The organism is Rhodococcus sp. NPDC056743, from assembly GCF_042790355.1.
GTDB lineage: Bacteria > Actinomycetota > Actinomycetes > Mycobacteriales > Mycobacteriaceae > Rhodococcus_F.
The window spans coordinates 466,762-481,820 of record NZ_JBHTZI010000002.1 but is presented as its reverse complement, the minus strand read 5'-3'; the positions used below and the strand labels follow the sequence as shown (position 1 = coordinate 481,820).

Genomic DNA, 15,059 nt, shown 5'->3' with positions numbered 1-15,059 from the left:
AGTCAGTGACGAATAGGCAGGGAGTCAGTACGACTCGTTGGCCTGCGAGATGAGCTCGATGGCCCGATCCGCGCACAGCGCAGGATCTGGCATCCGTCCGATTCCGAGGCACTCGAGAACGGCAAAGGATGAATTCGGTGCGTCTTCGGCGCCGAGGACCCATCCGAAGTAGTGGTTCCATGCCAGTACAGCCCGATGACCGCTGTCGAGGGGGAGTTCACACGCTAGGACGACTACTGCATCGAATTCCGGACAGTCGCACCACACTACGGATTCGGCGAATACGGAATCTGCAACGGTAAGGACATACCGTTGACAGGTCGATGCGTCGGGTAGAGCGATGCGAGCGGTCATCTTCGCTCCTCGGATCGGGTGCTGACCGCAGAGTTCCCGTTATCGAGGAACGAAAACGTTTTCTTTGTCGGTGTTCAGTTTCGGACGTCGAGGCTGCGGGCGTAGTGCTCTTTGAAGACTTCAAGGTGCGCCCAAGACTCCAAACCGCTGACTCCGTCGATCCGGCGAATACGTTCCGACAGCGAATGGAGGTCGCTCGCGGAGTTCGCCGCGACCGTGGCGATGACGTCGTATCGTCCCAGCGTTCGAGCCAGGAATTCGATTCCTGGCAGCGACTCGATGGCGGACACCGCGGTATCGTCGAGGGAGCCGAGATTCACTCCGACTCCCATTGCCAGGGTGCGTCCGCCACCCCGACGCTTCACGACCGCCCCGACTCGCAGTGCTGTGCTCGAGATCAGGTGGTTGACGCGATTGCGTACCGCACTCGGTGACAATCCGGTGTGTTCAGCCAGTTCGAGGAAGGGCATACGGCCGTTGCGTTCGAGTAGTTCGATCAGTGCGACATCAACCGAGTCGAGGCGAATCTCGGATTGTAATGCGCTGTCCGGCATGAAGATTCCTTTGACTACGTCGACATAGACCAGTGTGCTCACCGATTTCACCCCACTGTGAGAGCGGAGTTCGGCAATTGCTCGATACAGATCGTCGTGGCTGGGCACTCGAAGTTCCGTGATCACGTTGTACTGCCCGCTGACTGCCGAGACGTAGACGGCGGCCTCGGATTCGATCAAGGCATCGATGACTGGTGTGAGTGAGCCGGACACGGCGATCGACACGTGTGCGAGGGCCTTCAGCCCGAGTAGTTCGGGATGCGCGACGGCGACCACGGATACCGTTCCGGAGTCGAGCAAAGCCTGGACTCTGGTGGAGACAGTCGCCCGCGGAGCGTTGACGGCAGCGGACAGTTCACGGTAGGTCGCGCGCCCGTTCCGCTGAAGTGCGGCAATGAGCTCGGAATCGAGATCGGTGGTCATGGTGTCCCAACTTTTCCGGAGATTTTTCTGTCGCTGCTACCTATTAGAACATTCGCACGCGGCCGCCGATGGCGTGGATAAGTGCGGAAATGATCGCAGATTGGAACAAAAAAGTTGTGGACCGCATGGTCTGAAACTTTGGTGTATTGCATCACTCCAGGTCGGGGCGTAGTTTTCGCTCATCACGTAGTGAGCTGCACCACCCCGACGTGCACCACCCACGACACGCACCACCATCTCCACAAAGGACTCACCATGCGCAAGTTGCACACGCACGAAGCCTCGCCGCTCGACTCCCGAGCCACCATCTTCACCGGCGCCACGATTCACACTGTTGACGACAATACGTCCGGAGCCGACGCGTTCCTGGTGTTCGGAAACCGCTTTGCGGCGGTGGGAACACTCGAGGAATGCCGCACCGAGGCGCGTCGACTGAGCACTCGCACGACCGCGGTGGTCGAACTTGACGGCGCCACCGTCGTGCCCGGATTCGTCGATCCGCACGCACACCCGTTGATGTACGGGCAGATGCTCAGCTGGGTGGACTGCGGTCCGGAGAAGGCCCACTCGATCCCCGGAATCATTGCGCTGCTTCAGGAAGCGGCACTTACAGCTCCTGCGGGTGTCCCTATTCGCGGATACGGCTACGAGCATCGCAACCTGATCGAAGGGCGTCATCCGCTCAAGGAAGAGCTCGACCAGGTCGCCACCGATCGCGAGGTCTACCTCATGAACGCGAGCGGTCACGGCGGCGTCGTCAACTCTTTCACTTTCGACAAGCACGGCATCGATGCGAGCACAGCGAACCCCGCCGGTGGAGAGTTCTTCCGAGATGCCGACGGCGAGCTGACGGGTGAGCTGTCCGACGCCGCGTGCAACATCCTCACCGGCGTCAACGGAGTGAAGGTCGGTCATCACGGACCCAACTTCCACCTCGAGGACGAGCCGGAGGAGCACCTTCGCCAGCTGTCGGTCGCTCAGGACAAGTTCCTGGCGGGCGGTGTCACAACGATCGGTGATTGTCAGGTGACCCGTCGGGAATTCGACATGTACCTGCGTCTGGCAGAGCAGGATCAGCTCAAGACTCGCGTCAGCATGTACATGCTCAGCCACCTCCTCGATCACGTGATCGACACGGGAATGCATGGCGCCTTTGGTAATTCGCGCCTAGCGTTCGGTGGCATCAAGTTCTATGCCGACGGCACACTCGGCGGCTGGACCGCGTACTTCCCCGACGGGTACGTCGGCGACCCGTGCCGTACCGGGCAGCTTTATCACGAGCCCGCGGACTACTCGGATCTGATCGCCAAGGCTCACGCGGTCGGTCTGCAGACCGCAACGCACGCCCAGTCTCCGACGGCCATCGACATGGTGCTGGACGCCATCGAAGCCGCACAGAAAGCTCACCCCGACGCCGACGCGCGTCACCGCATCGAGCATTGCGGTCTCCCGACGGCCGAGCAGATCGCCCGCATGAACCTGGCCGGTGTCTACCCGGTGAACCAGCCGCAGCACTACTACAACTGGGGCGAGGGCGTCACCGCTGCGATCGGTACTCCGGGCGAGCGGTTCAACCCGCTCGGCGAGTTCATCGCCGCCGAGGTTCCCGTGACCATCAGCTCCGACGCCCCGGTCGCCGAGCCCAAGCCGCTCGAAGCAATTCAGGCTGCCGTCACTCGCGTGACGCGTCAGGGTCATCAACTCGGTTCCGATGCGCTCCGCATCACCGCTGACCAGGCATTGCAGGCTCACACGCTCAACGGTGCGCGTGCGCTGGGCCGTGAAGCGGAGCTGGGCAGCATCTCGGTCGGCAAGCGAGCCGACTTCGTCATTCTGGGCGCGGATCCCCTCGAGGTTCCAGCCGACGAGATTGCACAGATCGATGTCCGGGAGACCTGGATCGACGGCGAACTCGCACATTCAGGTCAAAACCCCCTATTGTCGAGCACTTCGACCACCGAGGAAAAGTAATGAACCGAGAGCAACAGATCGTGAAGGCCCGCAAAGCGGGATTCGCAGCCTTCGTCGGTACAACTATCGAGTGGTACGACTTCTACGTCTATGCCACGGCGGCCGCCCTGGTATTCGGTGACATCTTCTTCCCACCCGGAACCGACCGCCTGACCGGTGTCGCAGCAGCGTTCGCGACGTACGCCGTCGGCTTCTTCGCCCGCCCGCTCGGCGGCATCGTGTTCGGTCATGTCGGCGACAAGATGGGCCGACGCACCGCACTGGTCGTCACCCTGACACTGATGGGCGCGGGCACGTTCCTCATCGGCATGCTGCCCACTTATGCGTCGATCGGCTTCTGGGCGCCGCTGCTGCTGGTCCTGCTCCGCTTCGTCCAGGGCTTCGCCGTCGGCGGCGAATGGGGCGGCGCCGTCCTGATGGCCGTCGAGCACGCTCCCGAGGACAAGAAAACGTTCTACGGCGGATTCGCGCAGTTGGGCAACCCGGCCGGCGCGCTCCTTGCCACCGGATTCTTCAGCATTCTCTCCACCTTCGGCGACGACGCACTGCGTGACTGGGCCTGGCGACTGCCGTTCCTGTGCTCGGCCCTGTTGATTCTGGTCGGCTTGGTCGTTCGACTGAAGGTCGAAGAATCGCCGGTCTTCGAGTCCGAGGTGAAGTCCGCGGACGTACCGGAAATGCTGCCGCTCAAGTACGCGCTGGTGACCAACTGGCGTCCGATCATCCTGGGTATCGGTATTCTGCCCGTCGCAGTCGGCGGCTACTACCTCGTGACGACCTTCATCACTGCATACGCAACCGACCCCGATGTCGGGTTGTCCGAGACGTTGATCCTCAACGCACTCAGCGTCGCGGCAGTGGTCGAGTTGATTGCGACTCTCGGGGTTGCGTGGCTAGGCGACAAGGTGGGACGCGTCCGTGTCGTCATCTGGGGTCTCGCTGCGGTCGCAATACTCGCAGCGCCGCAGTTCCTGGTGCTGAAGTCCGGATCCGTGTTCCTGATCTTCCTGACCTTCGCCGTCATGCGACTGGTGCTCGCGGCCACGTACGGCCCGATCGCCGCCGTTCTGTCGCAGATGTTCAAGCCGCAGGCCCGCTACACGAGCATTTCGTTGGCGTACCAGGGTGCCGGCGCGATCTTCGGCGGATTGTCGCCACTGGTCTCGACGCTGATGTACAAGGCAACCGGGAGCATCTGGCCTGTGATCGCACTGCTGATCGGCATGTGCGTCCTGAGCATCGCATGCTTGCTCGTCGCTCCGCAGCACGTGGACGAGGCAACGGATATCGAAGGCGTTCCACAGGCCGTGAACAAGGAATCGGCTTCTGCTTGACAACTGAATGGACGACGCTGGGGCAGTACACGATTTCCGTGTACTGCCCCAGCGTCGTTTCAGGTCAGTGGTCGTTCAATGACGGTTACGCGCCGACGAGATGGCGATGGAAATGATCGCTGCGTCGGTGGGCCTGGCTGAGGTTCCTGATCTCACGCAGCCAGAAATGAGACGCCAATGCGTTGTTGTTGCCGTAGCCGTCGTGAGACGAGTCTTCGTCGATCAAGGCGACTAGCGACTTGATCAGGCTGGTCACCTTGAGGTTGTTGGTCTGAGAATGTCGGACCAGCAGTTCAGCGGCTTCGTCGGTGCTGCAGCGGTAGAGCGTGCAGATAATTTCGAGTGCACGTTCGCGGATGCGGCCCGAAGTGGTCGGGGTTCGCAAACCGTTGTTCGTGTTGTCGGGGTGAATCATGGTGTTGTACAAGGTATTCCTCTGAACCGCACGGGTTTTGGGACCGTGCGGTGTGTAGCGCATGTTGATACTGGTGCAGTCGGTACGCGATTGGCGGCGGACTCTGTCGGAGTCTTCGGCCTGGTCAACAATCTGCGGGACTGATGAAAGTGCGTAGTGATCAAAGGCGCGGATTTGCACCGAACTGGAAGTATTCCCTGGAACTCTTGTTCCGGGTGAATCGACCGGCTGCCTGACTGACGGCTGCCCTCTGATAACCCCACCGTACGTCATCGAGGCGGTTTCAGCTAATCCTTTTTCCTGAGACCGTAGCCACAACTGATGGATTCACCTGCTCAAGAAGCGTTTACGTGATCGATAATCGCTTGCTTGGTGGTAGCCCACGCCGCGGATTCGGTGTTGGTGAATTCGCCGTGGCCGACGCCGGGAAGTTCGATCAAGTCGACGCGATCACCGGCCGCGCGGGCGGCGTCGGCATAGCGTCGGCTCTGCTCGATCGAGACCACCCGGTCAGCTTGCCCGTGGAGTGCGGTGACCGGGATTCCGACGGGTAGATGTTCGATCGGCGAGGCAACGCGGTATCGATCCGGGTAGTCGGACGGCATGCCGCCCAAAAGATTTCGCACAAATCGATCCTTGCCAACTGTGGCCGCAAGTTCCATGTCGAAGACGCCGGCCATGACGGTGGCCGAACGAATGGGTACCTCGAGAGTCGGCTCGGGCGCGTCGATGCCTTGGCTCGGTCGGGATGCTGCCCACGCGGCGAGTTGGCCGCCCGCGGAGTAGCCTGCGACGTGTACGCGGTTCAAATCCAGTCGGCCGGAAGCTTTTTCCTGCACTACGTCAGCCAAGGCGTTTGTTGCCGCAACAGTGTCCGAGAGTGTGGTGGGCCAGCCGCCATGCCCTCCCACACGCCGATACTCGATGTTCCACACGGCAATTCCGTGGGGCGTCAATGATCGCGCCCACGCGCCCGCGTATTCGAGGTTGCTCTTCTGGGCCCATCCGCCGCCGTGAATGAGGACCACCACGGGGAGTGAATTGCCGTCGCCAGAGGGTAGATACAAATCGCCGAACGTGTCTGTGCCTGCTGCATAGGAAATTCGAACAGGGTCTACGGATTGGTCGGTGCCCGTAGCGCTGGAAACGGAAATGACGAGCGTGAACAAGCAGATCAACGCAACCGCGATATACCGAAGTAGTCGGTTGCCGAAGCGGTGCGCGATGGCCTGAGTCCTCTCGATACTCGACAGACGATTTGTTCGGAAATCAGTCTATCGGTGTCGAGTGAATTTATGGGGTGAGCGAATGAGCCGTACTGACCCGTACACGCAGTTCGCTTCGACTGTGGCTCTGTACAGCGGGTTCGTCGCCGTTGATCAGGGCAAGGAGTGCCTTCACGGCCGAGGCCGCCTGTTCCTCGGGGAAGAAATCGAGTGCGGTGATCGGCGGATCGGAAATCAGGAGAGCGGGTTCGTCGCTGTCCTGGGCGATCAAGACGTCTCCCGGAATCGAGAGGCCCAGATCGAGCGCTGCGCGTGCGGCGGCGGGAGCGCAACCGAGGATCAACGACAGTATCGCGTCGGGAGGATTCTCGGACGTGAGGGCGTTGCGGGTCGCCGTATACGCTGCGGCAATGAGTTGTTCGACGGTGTCAGCGCCGGAGGACGACGCCAGATCGTCGCTGATTCGGGGCGTCCTGCCGTGGGCGCGACACCACTCGAAGTAAGCGTTGGTCGTGGCGCGCGTCCACTCCGAATACAGTCCGGGGGTGAGGATGAGAATGTCCGTCGCGCCTCGGTCGGCGAGGTGGTTCAGGAGCGTTTCGGTGGTCGAGACGAGATCCGGCGAGACGAAGCACCCGAATTGTTCGGCTCGTCCCGGACCCACTGCAACAGAGGGGATTCCGATCCTATGCAGAACATCGACGCGTGGGTCGTGAGCGGTCGGGTCGACAACGATAACTCCGTCCATCTCGATGCGTCGTAGTCCGTTCGGATCTTTCATCGACGGCAGCAGCAGAAGTGAATGATCAGCCTGGAATGCGGCCTGGGTGGCGGCTGTTGCCACACGCCCGTACCAGTCGAAGTTGAGGTACTCGGCCGATGACAGCTCTTCCGGGGCCGGGAGCATCAGTCCGAGTGTGGCGGTACGGCCTGTCCGGAGGTTCTGTGCCGAACGGTTGGCTCGGTAGCCCAGACGGTCGGCGATCTCCTGGACACGCGCACGGGTGGCCGCATCGACACGGCCTTTGCCGTTGAGGGCATACGAGACAGTCGACACTGCCACACCCGCGGCGGCCGCGACGTCGCGAAGCGTCGGGGAATTGGGGGAGGCCACTGTGGCTCGTTCCTACTCGGCGGTCGGTTTGTGTTCCAGCCTATCTCTCAATCGTTTCGGTGCATGCGCCTATCGGTCAGTGGTCAGCCAATAACGCAGTGCCGAATCGTTTCGTCGCAGGTATTGACACTGATGAAACGATTCGGCACTCTCTTAGAACACCGGGAGAACGTCGAGAGAAATTCAGACGAATCTCGGATACCTGACCAGGTAAGCGCATACTTGCCTTAACTCTCGGAGTCCTTCCATGACTGAAAAAACCGACCCGCCCGGCACGGGCACACACTCTGAATCAGTTTCTCCCGCCGCGTCCCCAAGCCTTCGCGCCGGAACAATCAACAGCCGGCATCTGGTGTTCTTTGTCATCGCAGCAGCGGCGCCGCTGACAATCCTGGTGGGATTCGCGCCGTTGGGTTTGATGGTGTCCGGCGCTGCACTTCCGGTGGGGTACATCATTCCGGGGATCGTCTACCTGCTGTTCGCCGTCGGGTTCACAGCGATGAGCAGGCATATCCGCGGTGCGGGAGCGTTCTACGCCTATATCACCGAGGGTTTGGGGAAAGTAGTCGGTTCGGGTGCTTCTGTGGTGGCCTACGTCGGGTACCTAGGTGGACAGATCGGTTTCGTCGTCGCCTGTGGCATCTTCATGTCCTCGACGCTCGAGTTCCTCCTGGGGATTTCGCTTTCCGTCTATGCCTGCTCCTTGGCCGTGGCAGTGCTGGTCGCGGTGGTGGGATACCGAAGGGTTGATATCGGCGCCAGGGTTCTTGCGGTATTGATGGCGCTCGAGCTCGGCGTTCTTGCCGTGTTTTGTGTGGCGGTCCTGATCAAGGGTGGACACGAAGGCCTGTCCCTCGACAGTTTTTCGCCGTCGACCTTTATGACAGCCGGCTTGGCCGGCGTCTTCGTGTTGACCTTCACCTCCTTCATCGGTTTCGAGCAGACAGCGATCTACAGCGAAGAGGTCGTCGACTCCAAGCGCACGGTCTCGCGTGCAACCTATACGGCGGTCATCGTCCTAGCGGTCGTATATTCCTTCTGCGCTTGGGTGATCGTGCAGGCAGTCGGCCCGAGTCGAATGGCCGACTTCCTCGGCGGCGACCCGTCGGAGTTGATCTTCGATCTCAACAGCGAGTTCGCGGGCACGATGATGACTGAAGTCATGCACCTGCTGATCGTGACAAGCTTCTTTGCCGGTTGCCTTGCCCTCCACAATGCTTGCAGTCGCTACCTGCTCACCATAGGGCGAGCGAGGATCTTTCCTTCCGTGCTTGCACGGGTTTCTCCGACCACTGGAACGCCGAGTGCCGCCGGAATCACGCAAGGCGCTTTGGTATTCGTGGCAATTGGCGGTTTTGCGTTGACGCCGGCAGACCCGTACACCCAGGTAGTCGTGTGGACGAATACACCGACGATCATCGGAGTGCTGGTATTGCAGATTCTCACTTCCATCGCCGTGCTCAAATTCTTCTCGCAAGATGCTCGCGGAGAAGGGCTGTGGCAGAGGTTGATTGCACCCTCTCTTGCTGTAATGGCGTTGATCGTCGCGCTCGGATACATCTCGGTGAACCTGAGTGACATGACGGGGTTGACCACCGCGCAAAACGTTCTGCTGATAGTGCCGCTGTTGGTGGCTTTCGCATTCGGAGTGTTCCGCGGGATGCAGATCCGTGGGAGTTCGATCGAGGAGTTCTCGGCATGACGGAGTACGCGTGGTCGGTGCCGGGAGGGCTGGTCGAGCGGCCGGGAATTTCACCAGGTGAACCCGAAATCTGGGTTTACGCCGAGAAGTTCTCGTACTTCGCCGGTGACACCGTCTCGATCCGAGTGCACACCACCGCAGACGAATACGACCTCGAGATCGTGCGCGACGGCGCGCGTTCACTGAGCATCGTGAAGTATCTCGGCTTGCCGGGCAAACAGCAGTCGACACCCGCCGACGCCTATGCGGTTGGTTGTGGTTGGTCGGAATCGCTGGCGTTCACGGTCGCCCCGAATTGGACGTCGGGAATGTATCTGATCCTCGTACGTTTGCGGCACGAAGGCAGAGTGGTGGAGCGCGAAGGCTTCTTCGTCGTCCGCTCGCGTGAACCCGAGCAGGCGGACATGGTTCTCATTCACACGACGAGCACGATGCTCGCCTACAACGACTGGGGTGGAGCCAACCATTATCGCGGAGTGCCCGACGGTTCCGGTGATGTTCCGACGCCGATTTCGTCCACCCAGCGTCCCCTGGCGAGGGGAATGCTGCGCAAACCTGAAGGTGCAGCGAGGAATATTCACACTGACACGCCGGGTATCGGCTGGATTCCGCGTCACCCACCGTACGAGTGGGCGTGGGTCAACGGCTATTCACGCCATCACGCAGACGCATTCTGGGCCACGTACGAGCGGCCGTTCACGGTGTGGGCGGAGGAGCAAGGTTTTCGCGTGCATCACATCACTCAACATGATCTGCACGAGGATTCCCGCGCGCTGGAAGGGTATTCGTGTGCCGTTCTGGTCGGTCACGACGAGTACTGGTCCTGGGAAATGCGTGATCGAATCGACGAGTTCGTAGACAGTGGCGGTGGTTTGGCGCGATTCGGTGGAAACTTCATGTGGCAGGTCCGACTCGAAGGTGACACGCAGATCTGTTACAAGGATCCGTCAGCCGACCCCGTTCGCGACACTGACCCGACACGCGTCACCACGGCGTGGGATTCGCCCGAGATTGCGCGACCGGGGGCCTGGACGATGGGATTGACCGGAATGGCGGGCGTCTACAACCGCTACGGTGCAACCACTCCCAGGTCGTCGGGAGGATTCACGGTGTACCGACCCGATCATTGGGCGCTACAAGGAACTGACCTGTATTACGGCGACAATTTCGGAATCGCGCCGATCTGCGTTGCAGGCTTCGAGATGGACGGAGTGGACTACACGTTCCGGAAGGGGCAACCGTACGCCACCGGTGTCGACGGTGCGCCCAGGGATCTGGAGATCATCGCGATGGCCCCGGCGGTGTCCGGTTCACGTGATCTCTGGGAGGGTGAGGTTCCCATCGGCGCACCGTTCGACGAGGTGCAGGGCCTCGTCGACAGCCTCTACGGGGACGAGCCGCCGACGCATCTACGCGATTTCGAATACGGCTCGGGAATGGTGGCGTGCCACAAGCGCGGCCTCGGAACGGTGTTCAACGCCGGTTCGACGGAGTGGGTGAACGGACTGATGCATCACGATCCTTTCACCGAGATCATTACCGCAAATGTATTGAATCTTTTTGCTGCACAACTGACAAGCTTGAACGCGGAGGGAAACTGACATGAGCGTCGACGACATTCGAACCTTCGGCCCCGGCCGGGGGACGCAGTTCGTACCGGAATGGGGTGATGATGCGAGCGCGAATTGGTCCGAATCGGAATGGCGATCGTTCGGTGATCCGGAAGGTGAGTACTTCGGCGGTGGTTGGGAAGGGGAGCCGGGCACTCTGCTGTGCGACCCGTACCCGTACGACGAGGTCTGCATTATGATCAGCGGCCGCGTGGCGCTGATCGACCTCGACGGAAGGCGTCGTGAATTCGCCTCGGGCGAAGCTTTTTTCGTACCGAAGTCGTTTCGCGGTACATGGGAGACCGTCGAACCGTCCAAGAAGTACTTCGTCGCTCTTCCTGGGGTGCGTTCGTGAGCGTTGCTTCGTCGATGAAGGTGGAGACGTTTGGTCACGTCATCGACGGGGTGTGTGAAATCCCTGCCGGGGCACTGTCCGAACTGGTGGATCCGGTCACCGATAACGTGTATGCGCGGGCAGCAGTCGGATCCGTGGAGGACGTCGAGCGAGCGTGCAGTTCGTCGGTCCGAGCCTTCCAGTCATGGCGTAAGTCGACGCCCGCGCGTCGTCAGGAACTACTCTTGGCTCTTGCCGATGCGCTGGAGTCCAATGCAAAGTACTTCGTGGACGTCGAATGTCGTAGTACCGGAAAGCCTCTCGCGCAAGTAAGGGATGAAGAAGTTCCACAGTGCGTCGATTTCCTGCGGTACTTCGCGGGTATTGCGCGCTCGTTGCCCGGTGCTGCGGCGATGGAGTACTCGGAAGGCAAAACGTCGTATGTTCGGCGTGAGCCGATCGGAGTGATCGGTGCGATCGCTCCGTGGAACTACCCGTTGATGATGGCGGTCTGGAAAATCGCTCCCGCTCTCGCTACCGGCAACACACTTGTTCTCAAACCGGCCGAGGATACGCCCGAGACCGCGGTGATGCTGGGAGTGCTTGCAGCCCAAATCTATCCGCGGGGAGTTCTGAACGTAGTGTGCGGTGGTAGGGACACGGGTGCGGCACTCGTTGCCCATCCTGCGCCGCGGATGATCGCCTTGACCGGGTCGACGCGGGCCGGCATCGCCGTGGCCAAGGCCGCATCGGAGGACATGAAGCTGCTGCACCTCGAGCTCGGTGGAAAGGCTCCGGCCGTCGTATTTGCCGATGCAGACCTGGACGCGGCTGCCGCCGGGATTGTGGACGGCGCCTTCTACAACTGTGGGCAGGACTGCACGGCTGCTACTCGGGTTTTGGTAGCAGCGTCGGTGGCCGAGGAATTGACCGAGAAGCTGACGGCCGCTACCGCCCACGTGAAGCTCAGGGCGTTGGAGTCGGACGCTGATCATCTTGGCCCGCTCGTCAGTCGCGCGCATCGTGATCGTGTTGCCGCGCTGGTCGATCGACGATCTTCCAATACGGTCGTACGTATTGGTGGGGAAAAACCGTCTGGACCTGGTTCGTTCTATCCGCCGACCATCATCTCGGGGGTTCACCAGGACGACGAACTGGTGCAAGAAGAAGTATTCGGTCCGGTGGTGACAATTCAGATCTTCACCACGGAGGCCGAGGCGCTCGAACTTGCAAACGGAACAAAGTATGCACTTGCGTCGAGTGTGTGGACATCCGATCACGGCACCGCCATGCGGATGACCGCCGAACTCGATTTCGGTTGTGTCTGGGTCGGCACACACGGCGCACTGACTGCCGAAATGCCGCACGGTGGTTTCGGTGGTTCAGGCTACGGCAAGGATCTATCGGAGTTCGCACTCGCGGAGTACACGAGGATCAAGCACGTCATGCATGTCCTGTGAATACCTTGCAGGACAACAGTTTCAACCACAATAAACACCCTTGAAAGGGGACTGCTATGGGTTCGTCCGAGAGTGATCTCAACATCCTCAACAGCGTTGTCGCAATCGCAGGCGGAATTGCCGCGATCTTCGGCGGTATCGCCGGTGCTGCCGGACTGGCAGCGTTCTTCGGCACGGGAGGGGGTTCCTAGGACAGAGAACTCGAATCACGGGCACGCTGACGGCTCGATCCTGACAATCAGGTCAGCCCGTTCCCGAACTGCCGTGATAGCAACGGCATTCGGCTGATCCACCCTGTGTACCCACGCCGCAGCCGCTTCGGAACTTCTTCCGAAGCGGTTGTGTCGTGTCACCAATCTGTCGGTGCGAGTTTCCTCCGGGACGTCGAGATACCAGACGGCGTCGAGTGACGCGCGGACATCTGGCCAGGCTCCCGACTCGAACAGAAGGTAGTTGCCCTCCGTGACGATCAGCGGAGTCTGCGGATCGACGCGCACCGCGCTGCCGATGGATTCATCGATCTCGCGATCGAAGATCGGTGCGTAGATCGTGTTCTCCTGAGTTCGCAGTCGACGCAAGAGTGCCGCATAACCATCCGCGTCGAAGGTGTCCGAGGCACCTTTGCGATCACGTCTGCCCAGACTGTCGAGTTCCCGATTGGCGAGATGGAAGCCGTCCATCTCGACCACGGCGCAGTGTGAGCCCAGCCCCCGAGCAATCGCCAGCGATGCCGTTGATTTTCCGGCACCCGGCGGACCGGTGATGCCGAGGACGAATCGACGGCCGTCGACGATCAGTGACGCCGCGCGCGTGGCGAGTTGTTCGAGGGTCAGGGTGACTGTCGGCGGCATGGTTCGCACGAGAAGCTCCATTCGGTGTCTGAATCAGGTGCCCCGAGGGTACGAACCGCGACGGCATTGATCGCACGCATATCACGTTCAATTGGATCTGTCTCGACAATCCGAATATTTTGCCGAGACGGCCTGTGTTTATCCTGTTGGCGTGACTTCCTCAGTGGGTGACCCCGGGCACAAATCGGCTTCCGGACGTATTCGCAGCACAGTTCTTGCTTCGAAAGTGATGTCCGCAGCCGATGCGGTGAAGTTCATTCACCCCGGCGATACCGTCGCTATCAGTGGTTTTGCCAACGCCGGGACACCTAAGGTCATCATTCCTGCTTTGGTCGAGCGGATGCACCACACACGTGGGGAGGGGTCGAACTTCACGATCAACCTCCTGACCGGGGCCTCGGTCTCCACCGAGACCGAGCGTCTACTCGCCGAGGTCGACGGTATTGCGCTGCGCATGCCGTACCAGTCAGAGGCGACGGCCCGTAAGCGGATCAACGACGGCCGGATGGACTACGTCGACATTCATCTCTCACACGTCGCTCAGCAGGTCTGGGAGGGCTACTACGGCAAGGTCGACGTGGCGGTGGTCGAGGTCGCCGGCATCACCGAGTCGGGTGAGCTGATTCCCGCCGCGTCGGTCGGCAACAACAAGACCTGGCTCGATGTTGCCGACAGGGTCATTCTCGAGGTCAATTCATGGGTGCCCGAGGCCATGGAGGGCATGCACGACATCTACTACGGCACCGCTCTCCCACCCCACCGCAAGCCGCTCGAGATCATTCGCGTCGAGGACCGCATCGGTCAGACGACGTTCCGGGTCGATCCCGCCAAGGTAGTGGCCGTCGTCGAGACCAACTGCCGCGACAGCGCAAGCCCGCTGGCAGCGCCCGATGCGGTCAGCACAGCCATTGCGGGTCACGTCCTGGAATTCTTCGACTTCGAGGTGCGTGCCGGCCGCATGCCTGCCGACACGCTGCTGCCACTGCAAGCCGGCATCGGCAACGTTGCCAACGCGGTGCTCGGTGGGCTGGACCGCGGACCGTACAAGGGCTTGACCTGCTACTCCGAGGTAATCCAGGACGGCATGCTTCGTCTGATCAAGGACGGAACCGTTGCACACGCGTCGACGACTGCGTTGGCGCTCACCGAAGCAGGCATCGAAGAACTGACGGCGAACGTCGATTTCTACCGCCACCGCATCACCTTGCGTCCGCAGGAGATCAGCAACCATCCCGAGGTGATCCGCCGCCTCGGCATCATCGCGATGAACGGCATGCTCGAAGCCGACATCTACGGCAACGTGAACTCGACCCATGTCATGGGCACGAAGATCATGAATGGAATCGGCGGTTCCGGCGACTTCACGCGCAACGGCTACGTCTCGATGTTCCTGAGTCCGTCGACGGCTCGAGGTGGTGCGATTTCCGCGATCGTCCCGATGGTGCCGCACGTCGATCACACCGAACACGACACCCAGGTGCTTGTCACGGAGCAAGGCTTGGCGGATCTGCGTGGCTTGTCGCCGCGACGTCGCGCCCGCCTGATCATCGACAAGTGCGCGCACCCCGAATTCCGTCCGCTGCTGCATGACTATGTCGCCCGCGCCGACGCGCAGCCGGGAGCAGGTCAGACTCCACACATCTTGGGTGAGGCCTTCTCGTTCCACCAGCGCTATCTCGATACGGGTTCGATGCTTCTCTCCTGACGCCCG

The 15,059-nt window shown here is 60.9% G+C and carries 14 protein-coding genes; 8 read left to right on the top strand and 6 right to left on the bottom strand.

Translation table 11 applies throughout. The features are described from left to right. Positions 1 to 24: 24 nt before the first annotated feature. Both ACFRFQ_RS06825 and ACFRFQ_RS06820 read right to left on the bottom strand, forming a co-directional pair. Entirely contained in the window at positions 25 to 354 is a 330-nt protein-coding gene (locus ACFRFQ_RS06825; RefSeq protein ID WP_378654737.1) for a DUF6292 family protein, read from the bottom strand. Positions 355 to 428: 74 nt separating this feature from the next. Continuing rightward, positions 429 to 1,331: an Lrp/AsnC family transcriptional regulator gene (locus tag ACFRFQ_RS06820; protein WP_378654734.1), complete on the bottom strand. Its 903-nt coding sequence runs from the start codon at positions 1,329 to 1,331 to the stop codon at positions 429 to 431. Between the two features lie 255 nt (positions 1,332 to 1,586). On the opposite strand from ACFRFQ_RS06820, the gene ACFRFQ_RS06815 reads away from it, so the two are divergent. Next, a complete protein-coding gene (locus tag ACFRFQ_RS06815; RefSeq protein ID WP_378654732.1) occupies positions 1,587 to 3,302 on the top strand; it encodes an amidohydrolase in 1,716 nt (571 codons plus the stop codon). Next, on the top strand, positions 3,302 to 4,636 hold the full coding sequence (locus ACFRFQ_RS06810; protein ID WP_378654730.1) for an MFS transporter: 1,335 nt from the start codon (positions 3,302 to 3,304) through the stop codon (positions 4,634 to 4,636). Before ACFRFQ_RS06815 ends, ACFRFQ_RS06810 begins: the two co-directional genes overlap by 1 nt. Before the next feature lie 85 nt (positions 4,637 to 4,721). On the opposite strand, the gene ACFRFQ_RS06805 is transcribed toward ACFRFQ_RS06810, so the two are convergent. From ACFRFQ_RS06805 to ACFRFQ_RS06795, 3 genes are all read right to left on the bottom strand, one after another. Then, positions 4,722 to 5,063, bottom strand: coding sequence for an antar domain protein (locus tag ACFRFQ_RS06805; RefSeq protein WP_378654727.1), 342 nt, complete (start codon positions 5,061 to 5,063; stop codon positions 4,722 to 4,724). A 323-nt stretch (positions 5,064 to 5,386) separates the two neighbouring features. Beyond that, positions 5,387 to 6,220, bottom strand: a complete 834-nt coding sequence (locus tag ACFRFQ_RS06800) for an alpha/beta hydrolase family protein (protein WP_378654725.1) — start codon at positions 6,218 to 6,220, stop codon at positions 5,387 to 5,389. Between the two features lie 124 nt (positions 6,221 to 6,344). After that, entirely contained in the window at positions 6,345 to 7,391 is a 1,047-nt protein-coding gene (locus ACFRFQ_RS06795) for a LacI family DNA-binding transcriptional regulator (protein WP_378654722.1), read from the bottom strand. A gap of 247 nt (positions 7,392 to 7,638) precedes the next feature. Between ACFRFQ_RS06795 and ACFRFQ_RS06790 the strand changes: the two genes are divergently transcribed. From ACFRFQ_RS06790 to ACFRFQ_RS06770, 5 genes are read left to right on the top strand one after another with little or no spacing between them, the layout of a single operon-like run. Continuing rightward, on the top strand, positions 7,639 to 9,093 hold the full coding sequence (locus ACFRFQ_RS06790) for an APC family permease (protein ID WP_378654720.1): 1,455 nt from the start codon (positions 7,639 to 7,641) through the stop codon (positions 9,091 to 9,093). Beyond that, a complete protein-coding gene (locus ACFRFQ_RS06785; protein ID WP_378654718.1) occupies positions 9,090 to 10,694 on the top strand; it encodes a N,N-dimethylformamidase beta subunit family domain-containing protein in 1,605 nt (534 codons plus the stop codon). The genes ACFRFQ_RS06790 and ACFRFQ_RS06785 overlap by 4 nt, the downstream gene beginning before the upstream one ends. Before the next feature lies 1 nt (position 10,695). After that, the gene (locus ACFRFQ_RS06780) at positions 10,696 to 11,058 is read left to right on the top strand and encodes a cupin domain-containing protein (RefSeq protein ID WP_378654715.1); all 363 of its coding nucleotides are present in this window, start codon (positions 10,696 to 10,698) and stop codon (positions 11,056 to 11,058) included. Then, positions 11,055 to 12,497: an aminobutyraldehyde dehydrogenase gene (locus ACFRFQ_RS06775; RefSeq protein WP_378654713.1), complete on the top strand. Its 1,443-nt coding sequence runs from the start codon at positions 11,055 to 11,057 to the stop codon at positions 12,495 to 12,497. Before ACFRFQ_RS06780 ends, ACFRFQ_RS06775 begins: the two co-directional genes overlap by 4 nt. Before the next feature lie 56 nt (positions 12,498 to 12,553). Beyond that, on the top strand, positions 12,554 to 12,688 hold the full coding sequence (locus ACFRFQ_RS06770; protein ID WP_378654711.1) for a hypothetical protein: 135 nt from the start codon (positions 12,554 to 12,556) through the stop codon (positions 12,686 to 12,688). Between the two features lie 15 nt (positions 12,689 to 12,703). On the opposite strand, the gene ACFRFQ_RS06765 is transcribed toward ACFRFQ_RS06770, so the two are convergent. Further along, a complete protein-coding gene (locus ACFRFQ_RS06765; protein WP_378654708.1) occupies positions 12,704 to 13,357 on the bottom strand; it encodes a nucleoside/nucleotide kinase family protein in 654 nt (217 codons plus the stop codon). Positions 13,358 to 13,499: 142 nt separating this feature from the next. Here ACFRFQ_RS06765 and ACFRFQ_RS06760 point away from each other — a divergent pair, with 142 nt between their 5' ends. Beyond that, the gene (locus ACFRFQ_RS06760) at positions 13,500 to 15,053 is read left to right on the top strand and encodes an acetyl-CoA hydrolase/transferase family protein (protein WP_378654705.1); all 1,554 of its coding nucleotides are present in this window, start codon (positions 13,500 to 13,502) and stop codon (positions 15,051 to 15,053) included. Positions 15,054 to 15,059: the final 6 nt, after the last annotated feature.

Coding starts and splice junctions, on each gene's coding strand:
- ACFRFQ_RS06815 (WP_378654732.1), top strand. CDS start 1,587: ATGCGCAAGTTGCACACGCACGAAGCCTCGCCGCTCGACTCCCGAGCC.
- ACFRFQ_RS06770 (WP_378654711.1), top strand. CDS start 12,554: ATGGGTTCGTCCGAGAGTGATCTCAACATCCTCAACAGCGTTGTCGCA.
- ACFRFQ_RS06820 (WP_378654734.1), bottom strand. CDS start 1,331: ATGACCACCGATCTCGATTCCGAGCTCATTGCCGCACTTCAGCGGAAC.
- ACFRFQ_RS06810 (WP_378654730.1), top strand. CDS start 3,302: ATGAACCGAGAGCAACAGATCGTGAAGGCCCGCAAAGCGGGATTCGCA.
- ACFRFQ_RS06785 (WP_378654718.1), top strand. CDS start 9,090: ATGACGGAGTACGCGTGGTCGGTGCCGGGAGGGCTGGTCGAGCGGCCG.
- ACFRFQ_RS06825 (WP_378654737.1), bottom strand. CDS start 354: ATGACCGCTCGCATCGCTCTACCCGACGCATCGACCTGTCAACGGTAT.
- ACFRFQ_RS06780 (WP_378654715.1), top strand. CDS start 10,696: ATGAGCGTCGACGACATTCGAACCTTCGGCCCCGGCCGGGGGACGCAG.
- ACFRFQ_RS06790 (WP_378654720.1), top strand. CDS start 7,639: ATGACTGAAAAAACCGACCCGCCCGGCACGGGCACACACTCTGAATCA.